We start from the raw sequence: 20,760 nt of genomic DNA, 5'->3' as shown, positions 1-20,760 counted from the left end.
GTGTCGATCAGAAGCTCGCGCATCAGAACGCAGCGCGGCCCCCAACCCTGAAAGGTCGTTGCGCATGGCGAAATGGCTGCTTGCTGTCGGTATGTTCCTGCCGTTTTTCAGCGCTCAGGCTACACAGGATCCCGAGGCGTTGTACAACCGCACGTGTGCGGCCTGTCACGCCGGGCAGTTGCCACAGGCACCCAAGAAGGGTGACCGGGCAGCCTGGGAGCCAAGGCTGGCGCGAGGTGTGGAGGTACTGGTGGCGCATGTTACCCAGGGTTTCAAGGCTATGCCGCCGCGTGGATTGTGCATGGACTGCAGTACCGAGGACTACCGGTCGGTCATCCTCTGGATGAGCGACAGTCCCGATACATAACATTTCACCCTTAGCCGTGTTGGATTAGCTGATGAACAAACTATTCGTGAGTCTGCTGTTGACCGTGGGTGTCGCAGGTGCGGCCAATGCTGCGCAACCCATCAAAGGCGATGCTGCTGCCGGCCAGGCCAAGACAGCCGTCTGTGGAGCCTGCCACAACCCCGACGGCAACAGCTTGGCGCCGAACTTCCCCAAACTGGCCGGCCAAGGCCAGCGCTATCTCGAGAAACAACTCCACGACATCAAGTCCGGCAAGCGTACCGTGCTGGAAATGACGGGCATGCTCGACCCCTTCAGCGACCAGGACCTGGCCGACATCGCGGCCTATTTCGCCAGCCAGAAGGGCAGCGTCGGGGCCGCCGACCCCAACCTGGTCGAGCGTGGCCGTGCCCTGTTCAACGGCGGCGACCTGGAAAAAGGCATGCCGGCCTGCACCGGTTGCCACTCGCCCAACGGCGCGGGTATCGCCCTGGCCGGCTTCCCGCACCTGAGCGGCCAGCACGCCCAGTACGTGTCCAAGCAACTCACCGACTTCCGTGAGGGCAACCGCACCAATGACGGCGACGCCATGACCATGCGTTCGATCGCCGCCAAGCTGAGCAACAAGGACATCGAAGCCTTGGCCAGTTACATCCAGGGCCTGCATTAATTTTCGGTTAATGCTGTCAGGCGATGATGAAAGGGCGGCGCGGGCTGCCCTTTTTTCTGTCCGTAGCCATTACACTACAGAACTCGGGCCCTTCCCGACCTGTCACAGTACGGGTCGCGTCGAGGCGACCAATGACTGCTCAGGAGTAAAGCATGCGTAAACTGATTCTCAGCGCTGCGCTGGTCGCCGCCAGCGTATTCGGAATGACCGCCGTACAGGCCGCGGAGCCTGTGGCAGGCGAGCAGTATTTCGAGCTGAGCAACCCTGTCCCGGTTTCCGTGCCAGGCAAGATCGAAGTCGTCGAGCTCTTCTGGTACGGCTGCCCGCACTGCTACCACTTCGAACCGACCATCAACCCCTGGGCTGAAAAACTGCCGGCCGACGTCAACTTCAAGCGCGTGCCAGCCATGTTCGGTGGCCCGTGGGACGCCCACGGCCAGATGTTCCTGACCCTCGAAGCCATGGGTGTGGAGCACAAGGTCCATGCCGCGGTGTTCGATGCCATCCAGAACAAGCGCATGCACCTGACCAAGCCTGAGGAAATGGCCGACTTCCTCGCCACCCAGGGTGTGGACAAGGACAAGTTCCTCGCCACCTTCAACTCTTTCGCCATCAAGGGCCAGGTCAAGCAGGCCAAGGAACTGGCGAAGAAGTACGAGATCACCGGCGTGCCGAGCATGGTGGTCAACGGCAAGTACCGCTTCGACCTGGGCACCGCCGGTGGCCCGGAAGGGGTGCTGGATGTCGCCGACCAGTTGATCGCCAAGGAGCGCGCCGCGAAGTAAGCGGCGCCCTGCATGAGCCGCTTCCGGACCACGCGAGGTATCGGCCCGCATCAGCCGCAGGTCAACGAACATCACCTGCAGGCCCCGGGCCTGCCGGAAGATGGCCGGCTGCGGCTGCTCAGCTTCAACATCCAGGTCGGCATCAGCACCGAGCGCTACCACCACTACCTGACCCGCAGCTGGCAGCACCTGTTGCCGCATACGGGGCGTGCGGGCAACTTGCAGAAGATCGGTGACCTGCTCGGCGACTTCGACCTGGTGGCCCTGCAGGAGGTCGACGGCGGCAGCCTGCGCTCGGGCTACGTCAACCAGGTCGAGCACCTGGCCCAGCTTGGTGCCTTCCCTTACTGGTACCAGCAGCTCAACCGCAACCTGGGGCGTTTCGCCCAGCACAGCAACGGCGTGCTCAGCCGGCTCAAGCCCCAGCACCTGGAAGACCATCCCCTGCCCGGCCCTGCCGGGCGCGGGGCGATCCTGGTGCGTTTCGGTGAAGGCAAGGACGCGCTGATCGTGGTGATGATGCACCTGGCGCTCGGCGCCAAGACCCGTGCCCGGCAACTGGCCTACGTGCGCGAGCTGATCGGCGGCTACCGCCACCAGGTCCTCATGGGCGACATGAACACCCATGCCAACGACTTGCTCGAGCATTCACCCCTGCGCGATTTGGGCCTGGTGGCCCCGCAGGTCGAGGCCACCTTCCCCAGTTGGCGCCCCCAACGTTGCCTGGACCACATCCTGCTCAGCCCGAGCCTGACCCTGGAGCGGGTCGAGGTGCTGGCCCAGCCCATTTCCGATCACCTTCCCGTTGCCGTCGAGATTCGTTTGCCTGAAGCCTTGGCGGTGGATACGCTGCCGGTCGTGAGCTAGAGGTCTCAAGAGTTCGGGCTTTTCGCCGAAATCTAGATGCCACCACCCGTTGCGGACCCAGGCATGACCGACGAAGCCGAGCGCTGGAAAGAAAAATACCTCAAGAGCATCGAACAGCAGGAAAAGCTCGAACGCCGCTGGGAAGCCCGTCTCGACCTGCTGCGCCGTGGCCTGGTGCGCAGTTCCCTGGCAGCCGAGGGCAGTGACAAGGCGGTCGACCAGTGCATGAAGGAAATGCGCGAAGTCATCCGTAGTGACAACCTGGACGCCGGCCTCGCCGGCTTGATCCCACGGCTGGAAAAGGCCGTGCTGGATTCTGAGCAGCGACGCGAAACCCGCATGAACCAGGTCAGTGATGCCTTGACGGCGCTGGTTGGTCAGTTGCAAGGCCTGCCATTGCCAGGCGAGGTCGCCCGCCCTTTGAAGAAACTCTCCAAGAAGCTCGAAGGGGGCGTCAGCCAGTCCCGCGAGCTGCCGCCCTTGCTGGGCGAACTCAGCGGTTTGCAGGGCCGGGCTTTGCGTGTGTTGCAAAGGCCGGAGGAGGAGCCCCGGCCAGGGTTGCTGCAGCGCTTGTTCGGTAACCACGAGACGCAGGCGCAAATCCAGCCTGTCGCGGTCATGGCCGAGACGCTGCCCGTCGCCGGCGCCATGGCGCAGCCGGGTGCCGAGCCCGTAGCCCTTCCGGCCGACATGGATGAATTGCAGCCGCTGGCCGAGGCACCAGGTCCAGACCCGGTCGAGATCGAGCTACCCTCGGTGCAGGAGACGGCCCCGACCGAGCGCCCGCTCGAGGTGGAGCCGTCGCCGGACGATGACCGCGAGCCTGGCGAGCCGCTGGCCGATGGCCCAGGCGAAGCCATCGATGAAGACGGTCCCTACGCCCTGCCCGATGCCGTCGAACCGCCCTACAGCACGGTAGCCGCACACATCGAGCAGACCCTGATCGGCCTGCTCGACGACCTGAGCCTACCGGAGCGTCACAAGGCCCAGGCCCTGGCCATGCGTGAGCGGGTGTCACGCGGGCTCAACTGGTATGAGCTGATCCCGGTACTGGATGACCTGGCGGTGCTGATGCTGGCGATCACCGACAGCGGCCAGCACGAGTTCGAGGCCTACCTGCAGCAGCTCAACGAGCGCCTGGAAAGCTTCCAGGGCCACCTGCAGGAGGCCAGTGCCGGGCATGCCGACAACAGTTGCGCCGCCCGCGAACTCGACAGCCAGTTGCGCGAGCAGGTCGACGGTCTGCAGAACAGCGTGCAAGGCGCCGTTGACCTGGACAGCCTCAAGCACATCTTGGAGAACCGCCTCGAGGGCCTGCTGACGACCATGGACGAACACCAGCAGGAGCGCGACCGCCGCGAGCAGGAACTGGCCGGCCGCCTGCAGGGTTTGGCCGAACGGGTGGCGCATATGGAGCAGGAGGCCCTCGGCTATCGCGATCACCTGGAGGAGCAGCGGCAGAAAGCATTGATCGACCCACTGACCGGCCTGCCCAACCGAGCCGCCTGGACGGAGCGTGTCGAGCGCGAGGTACAAGCCTGGCAGGAGCAAGGTGGCCATCTGTCGATGGCGATTCTCGACCTCGACCACTTCAAGCGTATCAACGACAGCTATGGCCACCTGGCCGGGGACAAGGTCCTGAAGATCGTCGCCGACCAGTTGCGCAAGCGCCTGCGTGGCCAGGACTTCATCGCCCGCTTTGGCGGCGAGGAATTCGTCCTGCTGCTACCGCAGACCTCGCTGGCGGACGGGGGCGAGATGGCCGAGGCCCTACGCGCGGCAGTCGAGGCTTGCCCGTTCCACTTCAAGGGCCAGCGGGTGGTGATCACCACTTCCATAGGGCTGAGCGCGTTTCGCTCCGGCGAGCGTGGCGACCAGGTGCTCAAGCGCGCCGATGCCGCGCTGTACCGTGCCAAGGAGCTGGGGCGAAATCGGGTGGAACAAGGCTGACTGGGCGAGGCGTGCATACGTTATGCTATTGCATTACTGACCCATCACCCTGGCTGTTTCCATGAAAGCGTTGTTCACTGCCCTGCTGCTGATCGTCCTGACCGGCTGCTCCACCGGCTTGCGTATCGATCGCAGCCATACGTCGGTCAACCAGGACAACCGTATCCAGTTCGTCGTCCTGCACTACACCAACGCCTCGCTGGAGCGCTCCCTGGCGCTGCTGACCCATGGCGAGGTCAGCAGCCACTACCTGATCGGCGATGGCCCGGCGAAGGTCTACCAACTGGTGGATGAGAGCCGCCGCGCCTGGCATGCCGGCGACAGCCAGTGGCAAGGCCGTACCTGGCTCAACTCCAGTTCCATCGGCATCGAGATCGTCAATCCGGGCTATACCGACACACCCACTGGCCGTGTCTGGCACCCCTACAGCGAGGCGCAGGTCCAGGCACTGATCGCCTTGCTCAAGGACATCGTCAAGCGCAACGGCATCGCGCCCCGGAACATTATCGGCCATAGCGACATCGCGCCGCTGCGCAAGCTAGACCCCGGGCCGGTGTTCCCCTGGAAGCGCCTGGCCGATGCAGGCCTCGGCGTATGGCCGGAGGCGACGGCGGTGGCACGGCAGCAGGCGTACTTCAGCGTCAATCCGCCGACGGCGGGCTGGTACCAGCAGCAACTGGCACGGTTCGGCTATGCCATCGCGCAGACCGGCGAGCTGGATGTCGCCACCCGTCATGTCATCGCCGCCTTCCAGATGCGCTTCCGCCCGCAGCGTTTCGACGGCATGCCGGACGCCCAGACTGCGGCGATGCTGCAGGTGCTCAACAGCATGCGCTGAACCTTGGGGCTGCGAAGCGGCCCAGACCTTCGCGGGTCAACATAGCGCCAGCAGCACCCTCGGCCAGCCAGGCCCATGCGCCCAACGGCGAGGCCGATTGTCCATTCCGTTGCTATACCTCTTGGTAATCAACTGGATGCCTGTGATGTCAGCCCTCTTCGCCGCGTTGCGCCAATTTTTCTACCGACCCTGGATGCTGGCCGGGATGGCAGCATTGGCCAGCGCCGTGCTGTTGCTGACGGCCAGCTTCGGCGTGGCCGTGCAACAGATGAAGCAAAGCGAAAGCGCGCAGATGAACGCCCGGGGCGAGCGCTTCCTGGAGCGTCTGGAGCAGGTGTTCGGCCAATTGCGCGAAGGTGTCGACCGTCTGCAGGCACAACCCCTGCGCGGCTGCGATGCGTCGATGCTGGAGGCCTTGCAGCAGGTTGGCCTGAGTTCGCGCTTCATCTATGAGGCGGCTTATGTCGAGGGCAACATCGCCTGCTCCAACCGGGGGGGCGAACGGCTCATCGAGCCTTTGCGGGCACCCGACATCCAGGGCCCGACCTACAGCTACTGGCTCAACACCACCACCGAACCCAACGAGAACCTGGCCGCGCTGATGCTGGGCCGGGGAAGGTTCCTGGTGTCCACCTCCCGCGGCCACCTCAGCGACGTGGTCGACCTCCCCCCCGGCGGCAGCCTGCTGGTGGTCCTCGACCACGGCACCCGGGCGATCCCGGTGCTGGGCCCCGTCCAGGTCTGGCCACCGGTCGCCAACTGGCCTCCTCCTTCGCACAAGGCCCTGCTCGAGCTGAGCGATCGCCTGGTCTACCGCATGCCGACCAAATCGCCGGACTACCAGTTGGTGCTGATTGCCCCCCGCGCCAGCCTGCCGCTGAAAATGAACGGCATGCTCTGGCTGCTGTTCCCTGGCAGCCTGCTGCTGGCCTGTTGCATCGGCTGGCTGGTGCTGCAACTGGTGCTGCAGCGACGTTCGATGAGCTCGGAGCTGCAGAATGCCCTGCGCCGGGGCGAGCTGCAGGTGCTCTATCAGCCGATCTTCGAGCTCGACAGCCGGCGTTGTGTCGGTGCCGAGGCGCTGGTGCGCTGGCGTCGCCCGGACGGTACCCTGACCAGCCCCGAGCTGTTCATCCCGCTGGCCGAGAACACCGGGCAGATCCGCCAGATCACCGACTTCGTCCTGCAACGGGTACTGGAGCAACTGGGCCAGCTGTTGCGGGCCAACCGCCACCTCTATATCTCGGTGAATCTGGCGGCCTGCGATGTCATGGTGCCACGTATCGGCCGGGTGGCGGCGCGCCTGCTGGCGCACCATCGGGTGTCCCCCAGCCAGATCGCCTTCGAGGTGACCGAGCGCGGCCTGATCGACGTGGTGGTGGCGCGTGACAACCTGCAGGCGCTGCGTGCGGTGGGGCACCAGGTGCTGATCGACGACTTCGGCACCGGCTATTGCAGTCTGGCCTACTTGCAGACCCTGCCGGTGGACTGCCTGAAGATAGACAAGTCGTTCATCGACGCGCTGGGCCATGATGCCGCCAGCAGCGGTGTGGCTCCGCACATCATTCGCATGGCCCATGACCTGCATTTGCGGGTGATAGCCGAAGGCATCGAGTGCGAGGACCAGGCGATTTTGCTCAACAATGAAGGCGTCAACTACGGCCAGGGTTGGCTGTTCGCCCACCCGCTCAATGCCCGGCAGTTCGCCGAACTGGTCACGCGGGGGCGGCGCGTGGGCAAGCCCTGACATTGCCGGTGCTTGTCATCCTGGGGCGCGAAGTGGCCCCCCAAAGTCTTGAGTGATTGCCCGCGAAACGAGTCGCCCACCTCAGACCGGCAAGGCCATGTAGAACTGGGTACCCTGCCCTGGCCGGGAAAACACCCCCATGCGCCCCCCATGCAACTGAACGATCTCCTTGCACAGCGCCAGCCCCAGGCCAGCGCCACCCTTTTTGCGCCCCACCTGCACGAAGGGCTCGAAGATGCGCCCTTGCTGGCCATAGGCGATGCCCTCGCCGTTGTCCTCGACGCTGATGATCACCCGCTCGGCATGGCGCCGTGCGTGCAGGCGGATACGTCCGCCGCTGGCGGTGTGGCGAATGGCGTTGTGCAGCAGGTTGTCCAGCACCCGCTCGAGCTGGGCGATATCGGCCTGGATACGTGGCAAGGGCAGCTCCAGTTCGGTGAGCAGCTCGATCTGCTTGTGCGTGGCTTGCTCGGCAAAGCGTGCCTGGGCGCGTTCGAGCAGCTCGTCGATGGCACAGGGCGCCAGTTCCAGTTTCTGCAGGCCGCTCTGGTAGCGGGAGAAATTGAGCAGGTCGTTGATCAGCTGAGTCAGCCGCTGCATCTCCTCGCCAATGGTGTCGAGCAGGTCGTTTTCCCGGGCTTCGGGCGGGAACTTCAAGCGTTCGCGCAGCAGGCCGAAGGCCATGTGCATGCCGGTGACCGGCGTGCGCAACTCATGGGAGGCGCGCAGGACGAACTCGCTGCGCACCCGCTCGAAGGCACGCTGCTCGGTGACATCGTGCAGCACCATCACGGCGCCCAGGATCGGCCCCTGGGGATGGCTGACCGGCGTGAGGCTATAAGCCAGCAGGCGGGTTTCCTCATCGACTTCGATGCTCAGGTCATCGGGCGGGCGGTCCAGGTTGCCGCCACGCAGGACCTGGCGCACTTGCTGCTCCAGCTCCGGGCGCTGCAGCGCCTCGGCCAGGCCCGTGCCGACACGGCTGGAGTCCCAGCCAAGCTGGCGTTGGGCCACCGGATTGAGGTGCTCGAGGCAACCCTGGCGGTCGATGATCAACAACCCGTCGTCGATGCTGTCGAGCACCGCCTGCAGCCGTTGCTGGCCGGCCAGCAGTTCGTCGACATTGGTGGCCTGGTGCTTGCGCAGGGCATCGGCCATCAGGCCGAAGCGGCGGGTCAACTGGTTCAGCTCGGTGGCCTGGGTCACGGGCAGGGTGACATCGAAGTTGCCCTGGCCAACCTGGTCGGCGGCCTTGGCCAGGGCTTCGATCGGCTGGCCGAAGCGGCGGGCGATGTTGTGCGCGGTGACGAAGCCCAGCACCAGTACCGCCAGGCCCATCAGGCCGAGCATGCCGCTGATCAGCAGTGCGCGGCCGCGGGTTTGCTCCTCGCTGCGGGTGATGTGCTCCAGCGCCTGCTTGTGCGAATCGATCAGGTCGGTACGCACCTGGTTGAACGCTGCGCCCAGTGGTTGCTCGACCCCCATGCTGCGGGCCGGCGCCGGACTTTCGCGGTACGCCTGGAGAAAGGCCTGGTAGTTGCTGTTGGCCTTGCTGAAGCCGGTGCGCTCGCCACCTTGGGCCAGGCCCTCGTCGAGCAGGGTCTTGAAGCTCTCCTGCAGGGTCACCAGGCTTTGCGGATCGGTGCTTTCGTCGAGGATCAGGTTGAGCTGCTCACCCAGGTTCTGCCGCAGCTTCAGGCCGACTTCCAGGGCATGGGTGGTGTCGCGGACCAGGCGCTGCTGCACGGTGGCCATCTGCAACACGCTGACGAGCCCCAGCAGCAGGCCGAGCAGGGCGACCGTCACCAGCGCCGAGATGCTGAGGAAAAGCCGCGTGCGCAGCTTCATCGACCATTTCATAGGTTGTACTGCTTGCGCTTGCGGTACAGGGTGGAGGCGTCGATGCCCAGGGTCTTGGCGGCCTGGTCGAGGGTGTCGCTGGTGGCCAGCACCGCGCCGATGTGGGCGCGCTCCAGCTCGTCCAGGCTCAGCGCGGCGCCGACCCGCGGCGCGTTGCCCGTGGGTTGTTCGGCCATGCCCAGGTGGCTGATTTCCACACGTTCCTGCGGGCAGATGATGCTGGCCCGCTCCACCACGTTGCGCAGCTCGCGGATGTTGCCCGGCCAGCGGTAGTTGAGCAGGGCTGTGCGGGCTTCGTCGCTGAACACCCGGGCGGGGCGCGAGTATTCCTTGACGAAGCGGGCGAGGAAGCGTTCGGCGAGGGTGAGGATGTCTTCGCTGCGCTCGCGCAGGGGAGGCAGGTGCAGGGTGATGACGTTCAGGCGGTACAGCAGGTCTTCGCGAAAGCGCCCGTCGCGGACCATCTCCTCGAGGTTGAGGTTGGTCGCCGCGAGAATCCGCACGTCGGCCCGGCGGGTGATGGGGTCGCCAACCCGCTCGTATTCCTTGTCCTGGATGAAACGCAGCAGCTTAGGCTGGAGTGTCAGAGGAAAATCGCCGATTTCGTCGAGAAACAGCGTGCCGCCATCCGCCTGGTTGACCCGCCCGAGGGTGCTTTCGCTGGCCCCTGTGAAGGCGCCACGGGTATGGCCGAACAGTTCGCTTTCCATCAGCTCGGCGTTCAGCGAGGGGCAGTTGATGGTCACGCAGGCCTTGCGCGCCCGTTTGCTCCAGCCGTGGATGGCGCGGGCCAGCTCACCCTTGCCGGTCCCCGACTCGCCGAGGATGAGGATATTGGCGTCGGTGGTCGCCACCTGCCGGGCGGTTTCCAGCACCGCCATCATGGCTGGGCTGTGTGAATCCAGGCCGTCCTTGGGTTTGCGCACCTCGCCTTCCAGCGCCTCCAGGCGCGCCGACAACTGGCGGACTTCCAGCTGCTTGGCCGTGGCCAGGCGCAATTGGTCGGGGCTGCACGGCTTGACCAGGTAATCGGCGGCGCCGGCCTGGATGGCATCGACCGCAGTGTCGATCGCCGAATGGGCGGTGACGATCACTACACGCATCCAGGGAGCCTGGATACGCATCTGGGCCAGCACATCCAGGCCATTGTCCTCGCCCAGGCGCAGGTCGAGGAAACACAGGTCGAACACCTGGCGCTGCAGCAAGGCTTCCGCCTGCGCGGCACTGCTGGCCGTGGCCACGCTGTAGCCTTCGTCTTCCAGGCAATAGCGGAAGGTTCGCAGGATCGCGGATTCATCATCCACCAGCAGAATGCGGCCTTGGTTGTCCTGGGCTGATTCCATTTTCCTACGCTCCTTCGGGATTGATCTCAATTAGTGTCGGAAAAATCGGGCAAGTTGCATGGTCCATTCTGAAGGAATCCGTTGTTTGCATGCTAGCCAATGGCCTGGTCTCGGTCTGAGCCCCCCAACAGCACGAGGTTCCACGGGCTTTTAGGAATGGCACAGCGGTTGCGACTGTCTTTTGTTATGCCAAGCAAGGAGGTGACTCATGCGCTTTTCCCCTCGAATGACCCTGTTGGCGGCCTGCCTGCTGCCGGTGTTCACCCCGGCCCTCGCCGACCCCGTCCAGGACGCGCGCCTGCAAGGCGCCCTGCAAACCGCACTGTCGCTCAACCGTGTGCTCAACCCGTTCCGTATCACGGTCGAGGTGGACGGCGCCCAGGCCCGTCTCTCCGGCGAAGTGGAGAACGCGGTCGAGAGTCAGTTGGCCGAGCGTGTGGCCCTTGCCACCCGTGGTATCGAGCAGGTCGACAACCAGCTGCGGGTCAACCCCGAGCTGGTCGAGCGGCCCCAGGAGCTGCGGGCTTACGCCCAACGTCTGGAAGACGCCACGCTCGCGGCGATCGTGCGCGCACGCCTGCTCTGGAGCCGTATCACCGAGAAGGCGCCGATCGAGGTCGAGAGCCGTGAGGGCGTGGTGACCTTGCGGGGCAAGGTCGATAGCCCTGAGGCCAAGGAGTTGGCCGGCGTGCTGGCGCGTAGCACCGATGGCGTGCACCTGGTGAACAACCTGGTCAGCCTGGACAGCGCCGCCATGGCCAAAGCCCGGGAAAAGCCGGTGGATGCGCCCACGGGGCCGCAACCCAGTGACAGCTGGATCGTCGCCAAGATCCAGAACAGTCTACGCTTCAGCCGCAACCTCGATGGCCTGAACATCAAGGTGGCCAGCGAGCAAGGGCTGGTCCGGCTGTCTGGCGAGGTGGTCAGTAGCGAACAGAAGGCCATCGCCGTGGAGGTAGCCAGGCAGATCATCGGTGTGCGAGGCGTGGACGCCGACCTGCTGAAGATCGCCACCAAAGTGGAAGGATGATCGTGCAAAACGCACGACCTTGCCGGGTCCATCGTGCAGGATACGTCCCCGGTGTTCGTGAGTTTTTTTCTATATTTTTGTTTTAAAAGGAATTTTACAGATGGCCAAGGCTGGCATGCAGGCTGCAACTTCCTGGGCAGGTTCGAATAAAAACACAGCAGGAGGAGCTGGCATGAACCGCCCATCCGTCAATCGCTCGCAGACCACCGCACTGCCCCTGCGCCAGTGCCTGTACCTCGGGCTGGCGCTGCTGCTGACCCTGGCCGCTGGCCAGTTCTACTACAGCTGGCAGACCTCCCGGCTGGCCGAGCAGGTGGCGGCGCAGACCGCGCTGCTGGCGCAGATCCAGGCGAACCGTGCCAATACCCTGGTGAGGGCGACCGAGCCGCTGCCGGCGGCAAAGGCGTCCCCTGCCACCCTGGAGCGCGTCGCACTCCAGGAGCGCTGGGTGTTCTGAGCGCCACGCCAGGCTGATTTCGAAAAGAAAGGAGAACCATCATGCTGAGTTGGGCCATCACTTTCCTGATCATCGCCATTGTCGCCGCCGTGCTGGGCTTCGGTGGTATCGCCGGCGCCGCCACTGGTATCGCGAAGATCCTCTTCATCATCTTCCTGGTCCTGTTCGTGGCTTCCTTCTTCTTCGGACGTGGCAGGGGTTGAACATGCGCAGGATGCTTTGCACAGCCCTGGCTACCGCCCTGCTAGTGGGCGGTGGCGCGGCGGCGATGGCGGCCAATGACGGCCAGGTCCGGGTCAATCAGCTGCTGGGTACGGACCCCGAGTACCGGGAAACCTGGCAGGACACCCTCGAGGGCGAAGAGCGGCTGCCCGATTGGGTGATCAACCTCACCGGCAGTTCGCAGGAGCAGATGTCGGCGGTCACCGAGGATGGCGACCGGTATCTGGTCGGGCCTTTGTGCGAATCGGAGAACAATTGCACCTACAAACGTCTGATCGTGGCGTTCAGCTGGGACAAGGACGACGCCTACGGGATGCTCGTGGAAGTCCCGGAGGGCCTGCCCTCGGACAAGTCGCCCACCCGCCATGCGCAATACCGCTGGCTGGGTGATCCGGACGACGGCATGAAGGCCATGCTGCGCGAGCAGCTCAAGCGCGACCCGAAGTGGTACTGACCGAAGCTCGCGCGTTGTAACGCTGTAGAAGCCGAACTTTTCCCGCTTTCTGGCTTCTATGATGCGCCGCCCCGAGGAGGGATGGCGCATGACCAAGGGGCCGGGCCGTTCTGGTTGTTGCAGGACCGGAGTGGCCTAGGGGTACAGGGAGTGCCTCCGCGATGGGCCGGGTCAGGTGAAGGTGACGTCGGAAGCTTCAGGCCGACCGTGTCGGATGGGCATGGGCTCGGGCCTGGCTTCCGAGGTACCCTCTATATAAAGAAGGCATCCACGTTTCTCCCCCTTTCCCTCGACAAGATCCTCTTTCGATCCGCACGCCTTCCTCCGGAAAAAAGCGAAATTGCCCCGAGACACATTTTGTCTCGACCGTACATCGAAATTTTTTTCGATCCCCTACCGTCACCGACGGGGGCGATTTTGGCCATTCGGATTGTCGAACAGGCCGTTCAAACCCTCGAATGAGTGCAGTCAAATCTGCCGAAAAATGGCGCTTTGGTCTTGTTCGGAAATCCGAACACAGAAGAGACAACCTCTTCTGATGCCCGATTTCCTCTGGAAGTATCATGCCGATTCGGCATGGGCTACTCGTTTCCGGCATTAGACTGCCCTCTTTTGCATCGCAATAGTTGCCGCCTTTTTCGCTGACCCGAGCGCCGTGTCGCTCGCTTGCGGTGTCCTTCCATGGAGCCGCCGAACGGAAGAAAAACGCTGATCCATGGGCTGGAAACGGCTCTGCAACGCGCTTTTCCTGTTGGTGCCCGTGACCACTAGAACAAAGGGGAATGACATGAAGAAGGCAAAACTAAGCCTCGCCTGGCAGATCGTCATCGGTCTGGTACTCGGCGTTGCAGTCGGCGCGCTGCTTAATCATTTCAGTGCAGAAAAGGCATGGTGGATCAGCAACGTCCTCCAGCCCGCCGGCGACATCTTCATTCGCCTGATCAAGATGATCGTCGTCCCGATCGTGATTTCGTCGCTGATCGTGGGCATCGCCGGGGTAGGCGACGCGAAGAAACTGGGCAGCATCGGCCTGAAGACCATCATCTACTTCGAAGTGGTGACCACCATCGCCATCGTCGTCGGCCTGGTCCTGGCCAACCTGTTCCATCCGGGTGCCGGCATCGACATGAGCACCCTGGGCACCGTCGATATCTCCAAGTACCAGGCCACCGCGGCCGAAGTGCAGCATGAGCACGCGTTCATCGAGACCCTGCTCAACCTGATCCCGTCGAACATCTTCGCGGCGCTGATGCGTGGCGAGATGCTGCCGATCATCTTCTTCTCGGTGATGTTCGGCCTGGGCCTGTCGAGCCTGCAGGCGGAGCTGCGCGACCCGCTGGTACGTACCTTCCAGGCTGTGTCGGAGACCATGTTCAAGGTCACCCACATGATCATGAACTACGCACCGATCGGTGTGTTCGCCCTGATCGCCGCCACCGTCGCCAACTTCGGCTTCGCCTCGCTGCTGCCGCTGGCCAAGCTGGTGCTGCTGGTGTACTTCGCCATCGCCTTCTTCGCCTTCATGGTGCTGGGCTTGGTGGCGCGGATATTCGGCTTCTCGGTCATCAAGATCATGCGCATCATGAAGGACGAGTTGATCCTGGCGTACTCCACCTCCAGCTCGGAAACCGTGCTGCCGCGGGTGATCGAGAAGATGGAGAAGTACGGTGCGCCGAAGTCGATCTGCAGCTTCGTGGTACCGACTGGCTACTCCTTCAACCTCGACGGCTCGACCCTGTACCAGAGCATCGCGGCGATCTTCATCGCCCAGCTGTATGGCATCGACCTGTCCCTGGGCCAGCAATTGCTGCTGGTGCTGACCCTGATGGTCACCTCCAAGGGCATCGCCGGCGTGCCGGGCGTTTCCTTCGTGGTACTGCTGGCGACCCTGGGCAGCGTGGGCATCCCGCTGGAAGGCCTGGCCTTCATCGCCGGTGTCGACCGCATCATGGACATGGCCCGTACCGCCTTGAACGTGATCGGCAACGCCCTGGCCGCGCTGGTCATCGCGCGCTGGGAAGGCATGTACGATGCGGCCAAGGGCGAGCAGTACTACAGCTCGCTGATGCAGGCCGCGGGCAAGCGGGAAACCGTGCTGGTGGGCGAGACCGCCAAGCGCTGACCCTGCTGCGTTGCACCGAAGAGCCCCGACTTGTCGGGGCTTTTTGTCGTCTGTACCGACGCATTCGCCCGGCAAGCCCGCTCAACCGACCGGCATGCGTTATCATTCGGGGCATTTTTCAGGGGGAACACACGGATGCTCAACGGCCTTTGGCTCGGCTTTTTCCTGGTGGCGGCCATTTCCGCCCTGGCCCAATGGCTGGTCGGCGGCAATGCCGGCATCTTCGCCGCGATGGTCGAGAGCATCTTCGCCATGGCCAAGCTGTCCGTGGAGGTCATGGTCCTGCTGTTCGGCACCCTCACCCTCTGGCTGGGCTTTCTCAAGATCGCCGAGCAGGCCGGAATCGTCGAATGGCTGGCCAAGGTCCTGGGCCCGCTGTTCGCCCGCTTGATGCCCGAGGTCCCGCCCGGCCATCCGGCCCTGGGCCTGATCACCATGAATTTCGCCGCCAACGGCCTGGGCCTGGACAACGCTGCCACGCCCATCGGCCTGAAGGCCATGCGCGCCCTGCAGGAGCTCAATCCGAGCAGCAGCACGGCGAGCAACGCGCAGATCCTGTTCCTGGTGCTCAACGCATCGTCGCTCACCCTGCTGCCGGTGACCATCTTCATGTACCGCGCCCAGCAGGGCGCGACCGACCCGACCCTGGTGTTCCTGCCGATCCTCCTGGCCACCAGCTGCTCGACCCTGGTCGGCCTGCTGTCGGTGGCGGTGATGCAGCGCCTGCGCCTGTGGGACCCGGTGGTACTCGCCTACCTGATCCCCGGCGCCCTGCTGCTGGGCGGCTTCATGGCTCTCCTCGGCACCCTGTCGGCGGCGGCCTTGGCCAGCCTCTCGTCGATCCTCGGCAACCTGACGCTGTTTGGCGTGATCATCCTGTTCCTGGTGATCGGTGCGCTGAAACGGGTCAAGGTCTATGAAGCCTTCATCGAAGGCGCCAAGGAAGGTTTCGACGTGGCCAAGAGCCTTTTGCCGTACCTGGTGGCCATGCTCTGCGCGGTCGGCGTGCTGCGCGCCTCCGGGGCCCTGGAGCTGGCGCTGGACGGCATCCGCCATGCGGTGGAATGGATGGGCATGGATACCCGTTTCGTCGAGGGCCTGCCGACCGCGCTGGTCAAGCCGTTCTCCGGCAGCGCGGCGCGGGCCATGCTGATCGAGACCATGCAGACCCACGGCGTCGACAGTTTCCCCGCGTTGGTGGCGGCGACCATCCAGGGTAGCACCGAAACCACCTTCTACGTGTTGGCGGTGTACTTTGGCGCGGTGGGCATCCAGCGTGTGCGCCACACCGTGGGTTGTGCCCTGCTCGCCGAGCTATCCGGGGTGATCGCGGCGATCTTCGTCTGCTACTGGTTCTTCGCCTGAGCCTGGCCGGCCTGGGCGATGGTCCAGGCCACCACTTGTCCCACCAACTGGTCGCTGGCACTGCCGAAGCCGGCGACCACCGCCGGCACCTGGCTGTCGCCCAGCGGCTGGCGCACCTCGAAGCGGCGGCTGGCCAGGATACGCTGGCTGCGGCCCTGGACCAGCCGTGCGTCATAGCGGATCAGCACCTCTACGCCCCCGGCCCGGTACTCGCTTTGGAACGCCTGCAACTCGCCGACCAGCTCGAAGTCGGCCTGCAGGTTGCTGTCGTCCGCGCTCAGGCGCTGTACCCGGCCGTCGCGCTGGAAACCGTCGAGCAGGCGGTTGCGCAGCAACAGCGGCACCGGGTCGCTCCAGCGCGCACCCTTGTAGCTGCTGATGACGTCACCCTGGGGAATCACGGCGATGCGCGGCCCGGCCAGGGCTTCGCTGGCCAGTGGCTTGTTCAGGCGCAGCGACCAGTCCAGCGGCGCCTGGTTGCCGTTGGCCTGGCTCACCGGCAAGCGATAGATGTCCACCGGCTCGCTTTGCGGCAGGATCGAACAGGCCGTGGCCAGGCCCAGGGAGGCTGTCAGGGCGAGCAGGCGCAGCGACCGTTTCATGGCTGGAACTCCTTGTTGTTGTCGCGGCCCAGCAGGTAGCCGCCTGGGTCTGCCTCCAGGCGCCGGGAGATACCCTTCAGGGCGTTGAGGGTTTCGCGCAGCTCGCGGATCGCCGGGGCCAGCTGGTTCAGGCCCTGGGCGCCGTCGTCGAGGGCTTGGCGGTTGTCCTTGAGCAGGGCGTTGATGGTCGCGGTGCTTTCGGCCAGGGACTGCATGGCCTGCTCGGCGCTGCCGATCGCCTGCTTGCCTTCGCTGCCCAGCAAGGCGTTGGCGTCGTGCATCAGCGTTTGGGTCTCGGCCAGGGTGGCGCTGGCCTGCTTGCCGACCTCGGCCAGTTGCTCGATGGCCTGGGCGATGCCGCCCTTGTGGTTGGCGAAGGCGCTGGTGGTTTGCTCGAGGTTCGCCAGGGTGTTGCCCAGGCGGTCGATATTGGTTTCGGAGAACATCTGATTGGCGTTGTGCAGCAGCAGGTTGATGTTGGTCACCAGGTCGCTGCTGTCGTTGAGCAGCCGCGAAATGGGCGATGGCGAGGCGACGATCACCGGCAACTGGCCTCCCTTGCCCTTGAGTTCCGGGCTTTGCGGCGTGCCACCACTGAGCTGGATGAAGGCGTTGCCGGTGACGCCGGCCAGGGTCAGCTTGGCTTGGGTGTCCTGCTTGACCGGTGTATCGGCGTTCAGGCGGATGCGCGCCAGTACCCGGCGTGGGTCCTGCGGGTCGAGGCGCAAGGTGGTGACATCACCGACCTTGATGCCGTTGTACTGCACCGTGCTGCCGCGTGACAGGCCCGAGACCGCTTCGTTGAACACCACTTCGTAGTCCTTGAAGGTGTCGTCGACGCTGGACTTGGCCAGCCACAGGCCGAACAGCATGGCGCCGGCCACCACCAGGACGGTGATCAGGCCGATCAGGACGTGATGAGCTCGGGTTTCCATCTTCAGCGCTCCTGCTCCGCACGGCGGGCGGCGTCTTCGGCCGCCCGCCCGCGCGGGCCGTGAAAGTATTCGTGGATCCAGGGGTCGTCGGTCTGCTCGACCTGTGCCAGGGGGGCGGCCACCAGCACCTTTTTCTGCGACAGTACCGCGACCCGGTCGGTGATGGTGTAGAGCGTGTCCAGGTCGTGGGTGATGAGGAATACCGAAAGGCCCAGGGCGTCGCGCAGGGTCAGGATCAACTGGTCGAAGGCTGCGGCGCCGATCGGGTCGAGGCCAGCGGTGGGCTCGTCGAGGAACAGGATGTCCGGGTCCAGGGCCAGGGCCCGGGCCAGGGCGGCGCGCTTGACCATGCCGCCGGACAGCGACGATGGGTACTTGTCGGCAGCGGAAATCGGCAGGCCGGCCAGGGCCAGCTTGACCCCCGCCAGGTGTTCGGCGTCCGGGCGGGACAGCCCGGCATGCTCGATCAGTGGCAGGGCGACGTTCTCGGTCACGGTCAGCGAAGAGAACAGCGCGCCCTTCTGGAACAGCACGCCGAAGCGCCGCTCCACCCGCGAGCGCTGGGTATCGCTGGCCTGGGCCAGGTCCTGGCCGAACACCTTGACCTGCCCTTCGTTGGGCCGCCGCAGGCCGACGATGCTGCGCAGCAGCACCGACTTGCCGCTGCCCGAGCCGCCGACCACGGCGAGGATCTCGCCGCGATACAGGTCCAGGTCGAGGTTTTCATGGACAACCTGGCTGCCAAAGCGGTTGCAGATGCCCCGCGCCTCGATCACTTTCTCGCGCGTGCCGTTCACCAGCCCATCTCCATGAAGAACAGCGCGGCCACCGCATCCAGCACGATGACCACGAAGATCGACTGGACCACGCTGGAGGTGGTATGCGCGCCCACCGATTCGGCGCTGCCGCTGACCTTGAAGCCTTCCAGGCAGCCGATGGCGGCGATCAGGAAGGCGAAGAACGGTGCCTTGGCCAGGCCTACCAGGAAGTGCTGCACGCCGATGTCGCTCTGCAACAGCGAGAGGAACATGGCTGGTGAGATATCCAGCGACAGGGCGCAGACCACCGCGCCGCCGATGATCCCGCAGAGCATCGCGACGAAGGTCAGCAGCGGCAGGGCGATCAGCAGGGCCAGGACCCGCGGCACCACCAGCAGCTCGATGGGGTTCAGGCCCAGGGTGCGGATGGCGTCGACCTCTTCGTTGGCCTTCATCGAGCCGATCTGCGCGGTGAAGGCGCTGGCGGTGCGGCCGGCCATGAGGATGGCGGTCAGCAGCACGCCGAATTCGCGCAGGAAGGAGAAGGCCACCAGGTCGACGGTGAAGATGCTCGCGCCGAAGTCGGCCAGTACCGTGGCGCCGAGGAAGGCCACCACCGCGCCCACCAAGAAAGTGAGCAAGGCCACGATCGGCGCGGCATCGAGGCCTGTCTGCTCGATGTGCGCAACCACCGGCGTGACCCGCCAGCGATGCGGCTGCAAGGCGCGTCGCAGCAGTGTCTCGAGGATCAGGCCGATGAAGCCGAGCAGTTGCCGGGTGTCCTGCCAGAGGGTATCGACGGCCCGGCCGATGCGCTCGAGCAGTTGCAGCAGCACTGGGCGTTCCGGCGCCTTGACCGGGATGCAGTAGTCCTGCACCGAACAGTAGACGTTCTTGAGCAGGGCGCGGCTGGCGTCGGGAAGGTCGCCGGTGCAGCGCGACAGGCGTTCGGCACCGAGCAGTTCGGCCAGCAGCGAGGCGCCGGCGGTGTCCAGGCGGCCCAGCTGGCTGAGGTCGGCGACCGTGTCGTCGCCGTATTGCGGGCGCAGGCGCTCACTCTCGCGCTTGAGGCTGGCGTAGTGGGCCAGGGTCCAGTCGCCGGCGATACGCAAGCAGGCCGGTTGGCTACTGGTGTCCAGGGTGGCGCTGGGGGTTGTCATAGGCTCCATGCATTTGACCGGGCGCGAGGCATCGAGTCAGATCATAGCGTAATGGCGGCATTTGGGGCTGCTTCGCAGCCTATCGCCGGCAAGCCGGCTCCCAGACAGGTTCAGCGGTGCCCTCGGGCTACTGTGCAGGTGCATCGTCCACCACCCTGAAGCGCAACACGCCAATCACCTGCCCATCCTCGGTCAGCACCCTCACCTGCCACTTGCCCACCGGGTTGGGCGGGAAGTTCTGCTTGTGCGTCCAGGCCCGGTAGCCTTCCTTGCGTCCGCCGTGGATATCCAGGGCGATGCGATCCACCTCTTTACCATCGAGCTGCCACACGTGGTAGATGCGTTCGTTGAGGCCGCGCGGGGCATTGATCGCGGTATAGGCATACAGGCCGCCGCTGCGGATGCGGCTGGCAGCGACTTCCTCCAGAGAGTCGCCCGGCTGGCGGTTCTGCACTTCGGTGCTGACGGCCACCTCGGTCATCCACAAGGTGGCCGGCGGCACCCAGGAACGCAGCAACCAGCCACCGCCGCCGACTGCCAGGGTCACCAGCACCAGAGCCACGCCGCGGCGCCAGGTGTTGATCGGGAAGCTGCTGGCCAGGCTGGGGAAGGACAGCGCCATGGCGGCGACCAGGGCCAGCTTGAAGCTCTGCGCCGTGGTCAGGTGCAGGATGATCGGCAGCGCCGTGAGCAGCGCGGCGAACAGGGTCAGGGTGTGCAGGGCGAGGAACAGCCAGCGCCGGGGCGCCAGCCACTTGTAGTACAGCGGGTCGATGATCGAGATCAGCCCCGCAGCGCCGAGCAGGCCGGTGAAGACCAGTTGCCCGCTGTTCCAGGTGGTGGTGATGAAGAAGAACGGCAGGACGAAGAACAGGCTTTCCTGGTGGATCATCTGCGTCGCGTAGCGCAGCAGCGGTTGCGGGATCTCGCGCTTGAAGGCTCGGGCGAACAGGCCCGTGAGGGTGTTTTCCAGCATCAGCCAGACCCAGCTGACCAGCATGACGATGGCGATCCAGCTGGCCAGGCCGGCCTGGCGGTCGACCAGGATGAAGCTGCCGATGCCAGAGAGAAAGCCGCAGAGCGCGATGATGCCGGGGTAGCGCTTGAGCAGTTCGATCACGCGCAGGATGAAATTGGGTATCGGAGGCATGGGGCTGATAGACAGAGAGATTTAGGTGCCGGTTCTGGCTCGGTCGCAGGACGAGCCTGCTCCCACAGGCTTGCGCAAAGCCTGGCACGAATCCTGTGG

At 64.8% G+C, this 20,760-nt stretch carries 20 protein-coding genes; 13 read left to right on the top strand and 7 right to left on the bottom strand.

Translation table 11 applies throughout. The annotated features are described in order from the left end of the window. Positions 1–64 precede the first annotated feature (64 nt). From ABFA30_RS04110 to ABFA30_RS04080, 7 genes are all read left to right on the top strand, one after another. Complete coding sequence (locus ABFA30_RS04110) at positions 65–367, top strand: c-type cytochrome (protein ID WP_225789996.1); 303 nt, start codon at positions 65–67, stop codon at positions 365–367. Between the two features lie 31 nt (positions 368–398). Continuing rightward, the gene (locus ABFA30_RS04105; RefSeq protein ID WP_225789997.1) at positions 399–1,016 is read left to right on the top strand and encodes a c-type cytochrome; all 618 of its coding nucleotides are present in this window, start codon (positions 399–401) and stop codon (positions 1,014–1,016) included. 152 nt (positions 1,017–1,168) lie between these two features. After that, positions 1,169–1,801, top strand: a complete 633-nt coding sequence (dsbA, locus tag ABFA30_RS04100; RefSeq protein ID WP_225789998.1) for a thiol:disulfide interchange protein DsbA — start codon at positions 1,169–1,171, stop codon at positions 1,799–1,801. Positions 1,802–1,813: 12 nt separating this feature from the next. After that, complete coding sequence (locus tag ABFA30_RS04095) at positions 1,814–2,668, top strand: endonuclease/exonuclease/phosphatase family protein (protein WP_225789999.1); 855 nt, start codon at positions 1,814–1,816, stop codon at positions 2,666–2,668. 63 nt (positions 2,669–2,731) lie between these two features. Continuing rightward, positions 2,732–4,618: a diguanylate cyclase gene (locus ABFA30_RS04090; protein ID WP_410045172.1), complete on the top strand. Its 1,887-nt coding sequence runs from the start codon at positions 2,732–2,734 to the stop codon at positions 4,616–4,618. A gap of 61 nt (positions 4,619–4,679) precedes the next feature. Next, positions 4,680–5,456 (top strand): N-acetylmuramoyl-L-alanine amidase, encoded by a 777-nt coding sequence (locus ABFA30_RS04085; protein ID WP_253080763.1) that lies wholly within the window; start codon positions 4,680–4,682, stop codon positions 5,454–5,456. Positions 5,457–5,601: 145 nt separating this feature from the next. Further along, positions 5,602–7,203 carry an EAL domain-containing protein gene (locus tag ABFA30_RS04080; protein WP_225790002.1) on the top strand — a complete coding sequence of 534 codons (1,602 nt, stop codon included), beginning with the start codon at positions 5,602–5,604 and terminating at the stop codon, positions 7,201–7,203. A gap of 81 nt (positions 7,204–7,284) precedes the next feature. On the opposite strand, the gene ABFA30_RS04075 is transcribed toward ABFA30_RS04080, so the two are convergent. Then, positions 7,285–9,063: a KinB sensor domain-containing domain gene (locus ABFA30_RS04075; protein ID WP_225790003.1), complete on the bottom strand. Its 1,779-nt coding sequence runs from the start codon at positions 9,061–9,063 to the stop codon at positions 7,285–7,287. Then, the gene (gene algB, locus ABFA30_RS04070; protein ID WP_225790004.1) at positions 9,060–10,406 is read right to left on the bottom strand and encodes a sigma-54-dependent response regulator transcription factor AlgB; all 1,347 of its coding nucleotides are present in this window, start codon (positions 10,404–10,406) and stop codon (positions 9,060–9,062) included. The genes ABFA30_RS04075 and algB overlap by 4 nt, the downstream gene beginning before the upstream one ends. 208 nt (positions 10,407–10,614) lie before the next feature. Between algB and ABFA30_RS04065 the strand changes: the two genes are divergently transcribed. The 6 genes from ABFA30_RS04065 to ABFA30_RS04040 all read left to right on the top strand — a co-directional run bounded on the left by ABFA30_RS04065 (position 10,615) and on the right by ABFA30_RS04040 (position 16,056). Further along, a complete protein-coding gene (locus ABFA30_RS04065; RefSeq protein ID WP_225790005.1) occupies positions 10,615–11,436 on the top strand; it encodes a BON domain-containing protein in 822 nt (273 codons plus the stop codon). Positions 11,437–11,608: 172 nt separating this feature from the next. After that, positions 11,609–11,893: a hypothetical protein gene (locus tag ABFA30_RS04060; RefSeq protein WP_410045171.1), complete on the top strand. Its 285-nt coding sequence runs from the start codon at positions 11,609–11,611 to the stop codon at positions 11,891–11,893. A gap of 41 nt (positions 11,894–11,934) precedes the next feature. Beyond that, positions 11,935–12,096: a DUF1328 domain-containing protein gene (locus ABFA30_RS04055; protein ID WP_011531543.1), complete on the top strand. Its 162-nt coding sequence runs from the start codon at positions 11,935–11,937 to the stop codon at positions 12,094–12,096. 2 nt (positions 12,097–12,098) lie between these two features. Then, positions 12,099–12,569 carry an inhibitor of vertebrate lysozyme family protein gene (locus ABFA30_RS04050; protein WP_225790007.1) on the top strand — a complete coding sequence of 157 codons (471 nt, stop codon included), beginning with the start codon at positions 12,099–12,101 and terminating at the stop codon, positions 12,567–12,569. 787 nt (positions 12,570–13,356) lie between these two features. Beyond that, complete coding sequence (gene gltP / locus ABFA30_RS04045) at positions 13,357–14,691, top strand: glutamate/aspartate:proton symporter GltP (RefSeq protein WP_253080765.1); 1,335 nt, start codon at positions 13,357–13,359, stop codon at positions 14,689–14,691. Between the two features lie 135 nt (positions 14,692–14,826). Next, positions 14,827–16,056 (top strand): nucleoside recognition domain-containing protein, encoded by a 1,230-nt coding sequence (locus tag ABFA30_RS04040; RefSeq protein ID WP_225790009.1) that lies wholly within the window; start codon positions 14,827–14,829, stop codon positions 16,054–16,056. On the opposite strand, the gene ABFA30_RS04035 is transcribed toward ABFA30_RS04040, so the two are convergent. From ABFA30_RS04035 to ABFA30_RS04015, 5 genes are all read right to left on the bottom strand, one after another. Further along, a complete protein-coding gene (locus ABFA30_RS04035) occupies positions 16,038–16,658 on the bottom strand; it encodes an ABC-type transport auxiliary lipoprotein family protein (protein WP_253080766.1) in 621 nt (206 codons plus the stop codon). The two genes, ABFA30_RS04040 and ABFA30_RS04035, sit on opposite strands and share 19 nt — an antisense overlap. Next, positions 16,655–17,593 (bottom strand): MlaD family protein, encoded by a 939-nt coding sequence (locus ABFA30_RS04030; protein ID WP_225790011.1) that lies wholly within the window; start codon positions 17,591–17,593, stop codon positions 16,655–16,657. The genes ABFA30_RS04035 and ABFA30_RS04030 overlap by 4 nt, the downstream gene beginning before the upstream one ends. Before the next feature lie 2 nt (positions 17,594–17,595). Further along, positions 17,596–18,390, bottom strand: a complete 795-nt coding sequence (locus ABFA30_RS04025) for an ABC transporter ATP-binding protein (RefSeq protein ID WP_225790012.1) — start codon at positions 18,388–18,390, stop codon at positions 17,596–17,598. Beyond that, positions 18,387–19,520 (bottom strand): ABC transporter permease, encoded by a 1,134-nt coding sequence (locus ABFA30_RS04020; RefSeq protein WP_225790013.1) that lies wholly within the window; start codon positions 19,518–19,520, stop codon positions 18,387–18,389. Before ABFA30_RS04020 ends, ABFA30_RS04025 begins: the two co-directional genes overlap by 4 nt. A 118-nt stretch (positions 19,521–19,638) precedes the next feature. Continuing rightward, a complete protein-coding gene (locus tag ABFA30_RS04015; protein WP_225790014.1) occupies positions 19,639–20,661 on the bottom strand; it encodes a DUF5924 family protein in 1,023 nt (340 codons plus the stop codon). Between the last annotated feature and the right edge of the window lie 99 nt (positions 20,662–20,760).

This window comes from Pseudomonas sp. HLMP, assembly GCF_046365545.1.
GTDB lineage: Bacteria > Pseudomonadota > Gammaproteobacteria > Pseudomonadales > Pseudomonadaceae > Aquipseudomonas > Aquipseudomonas guariconensis_B.
This window is presented reverse-complemented; position numbering and strand designations above follow the sequence as displayed.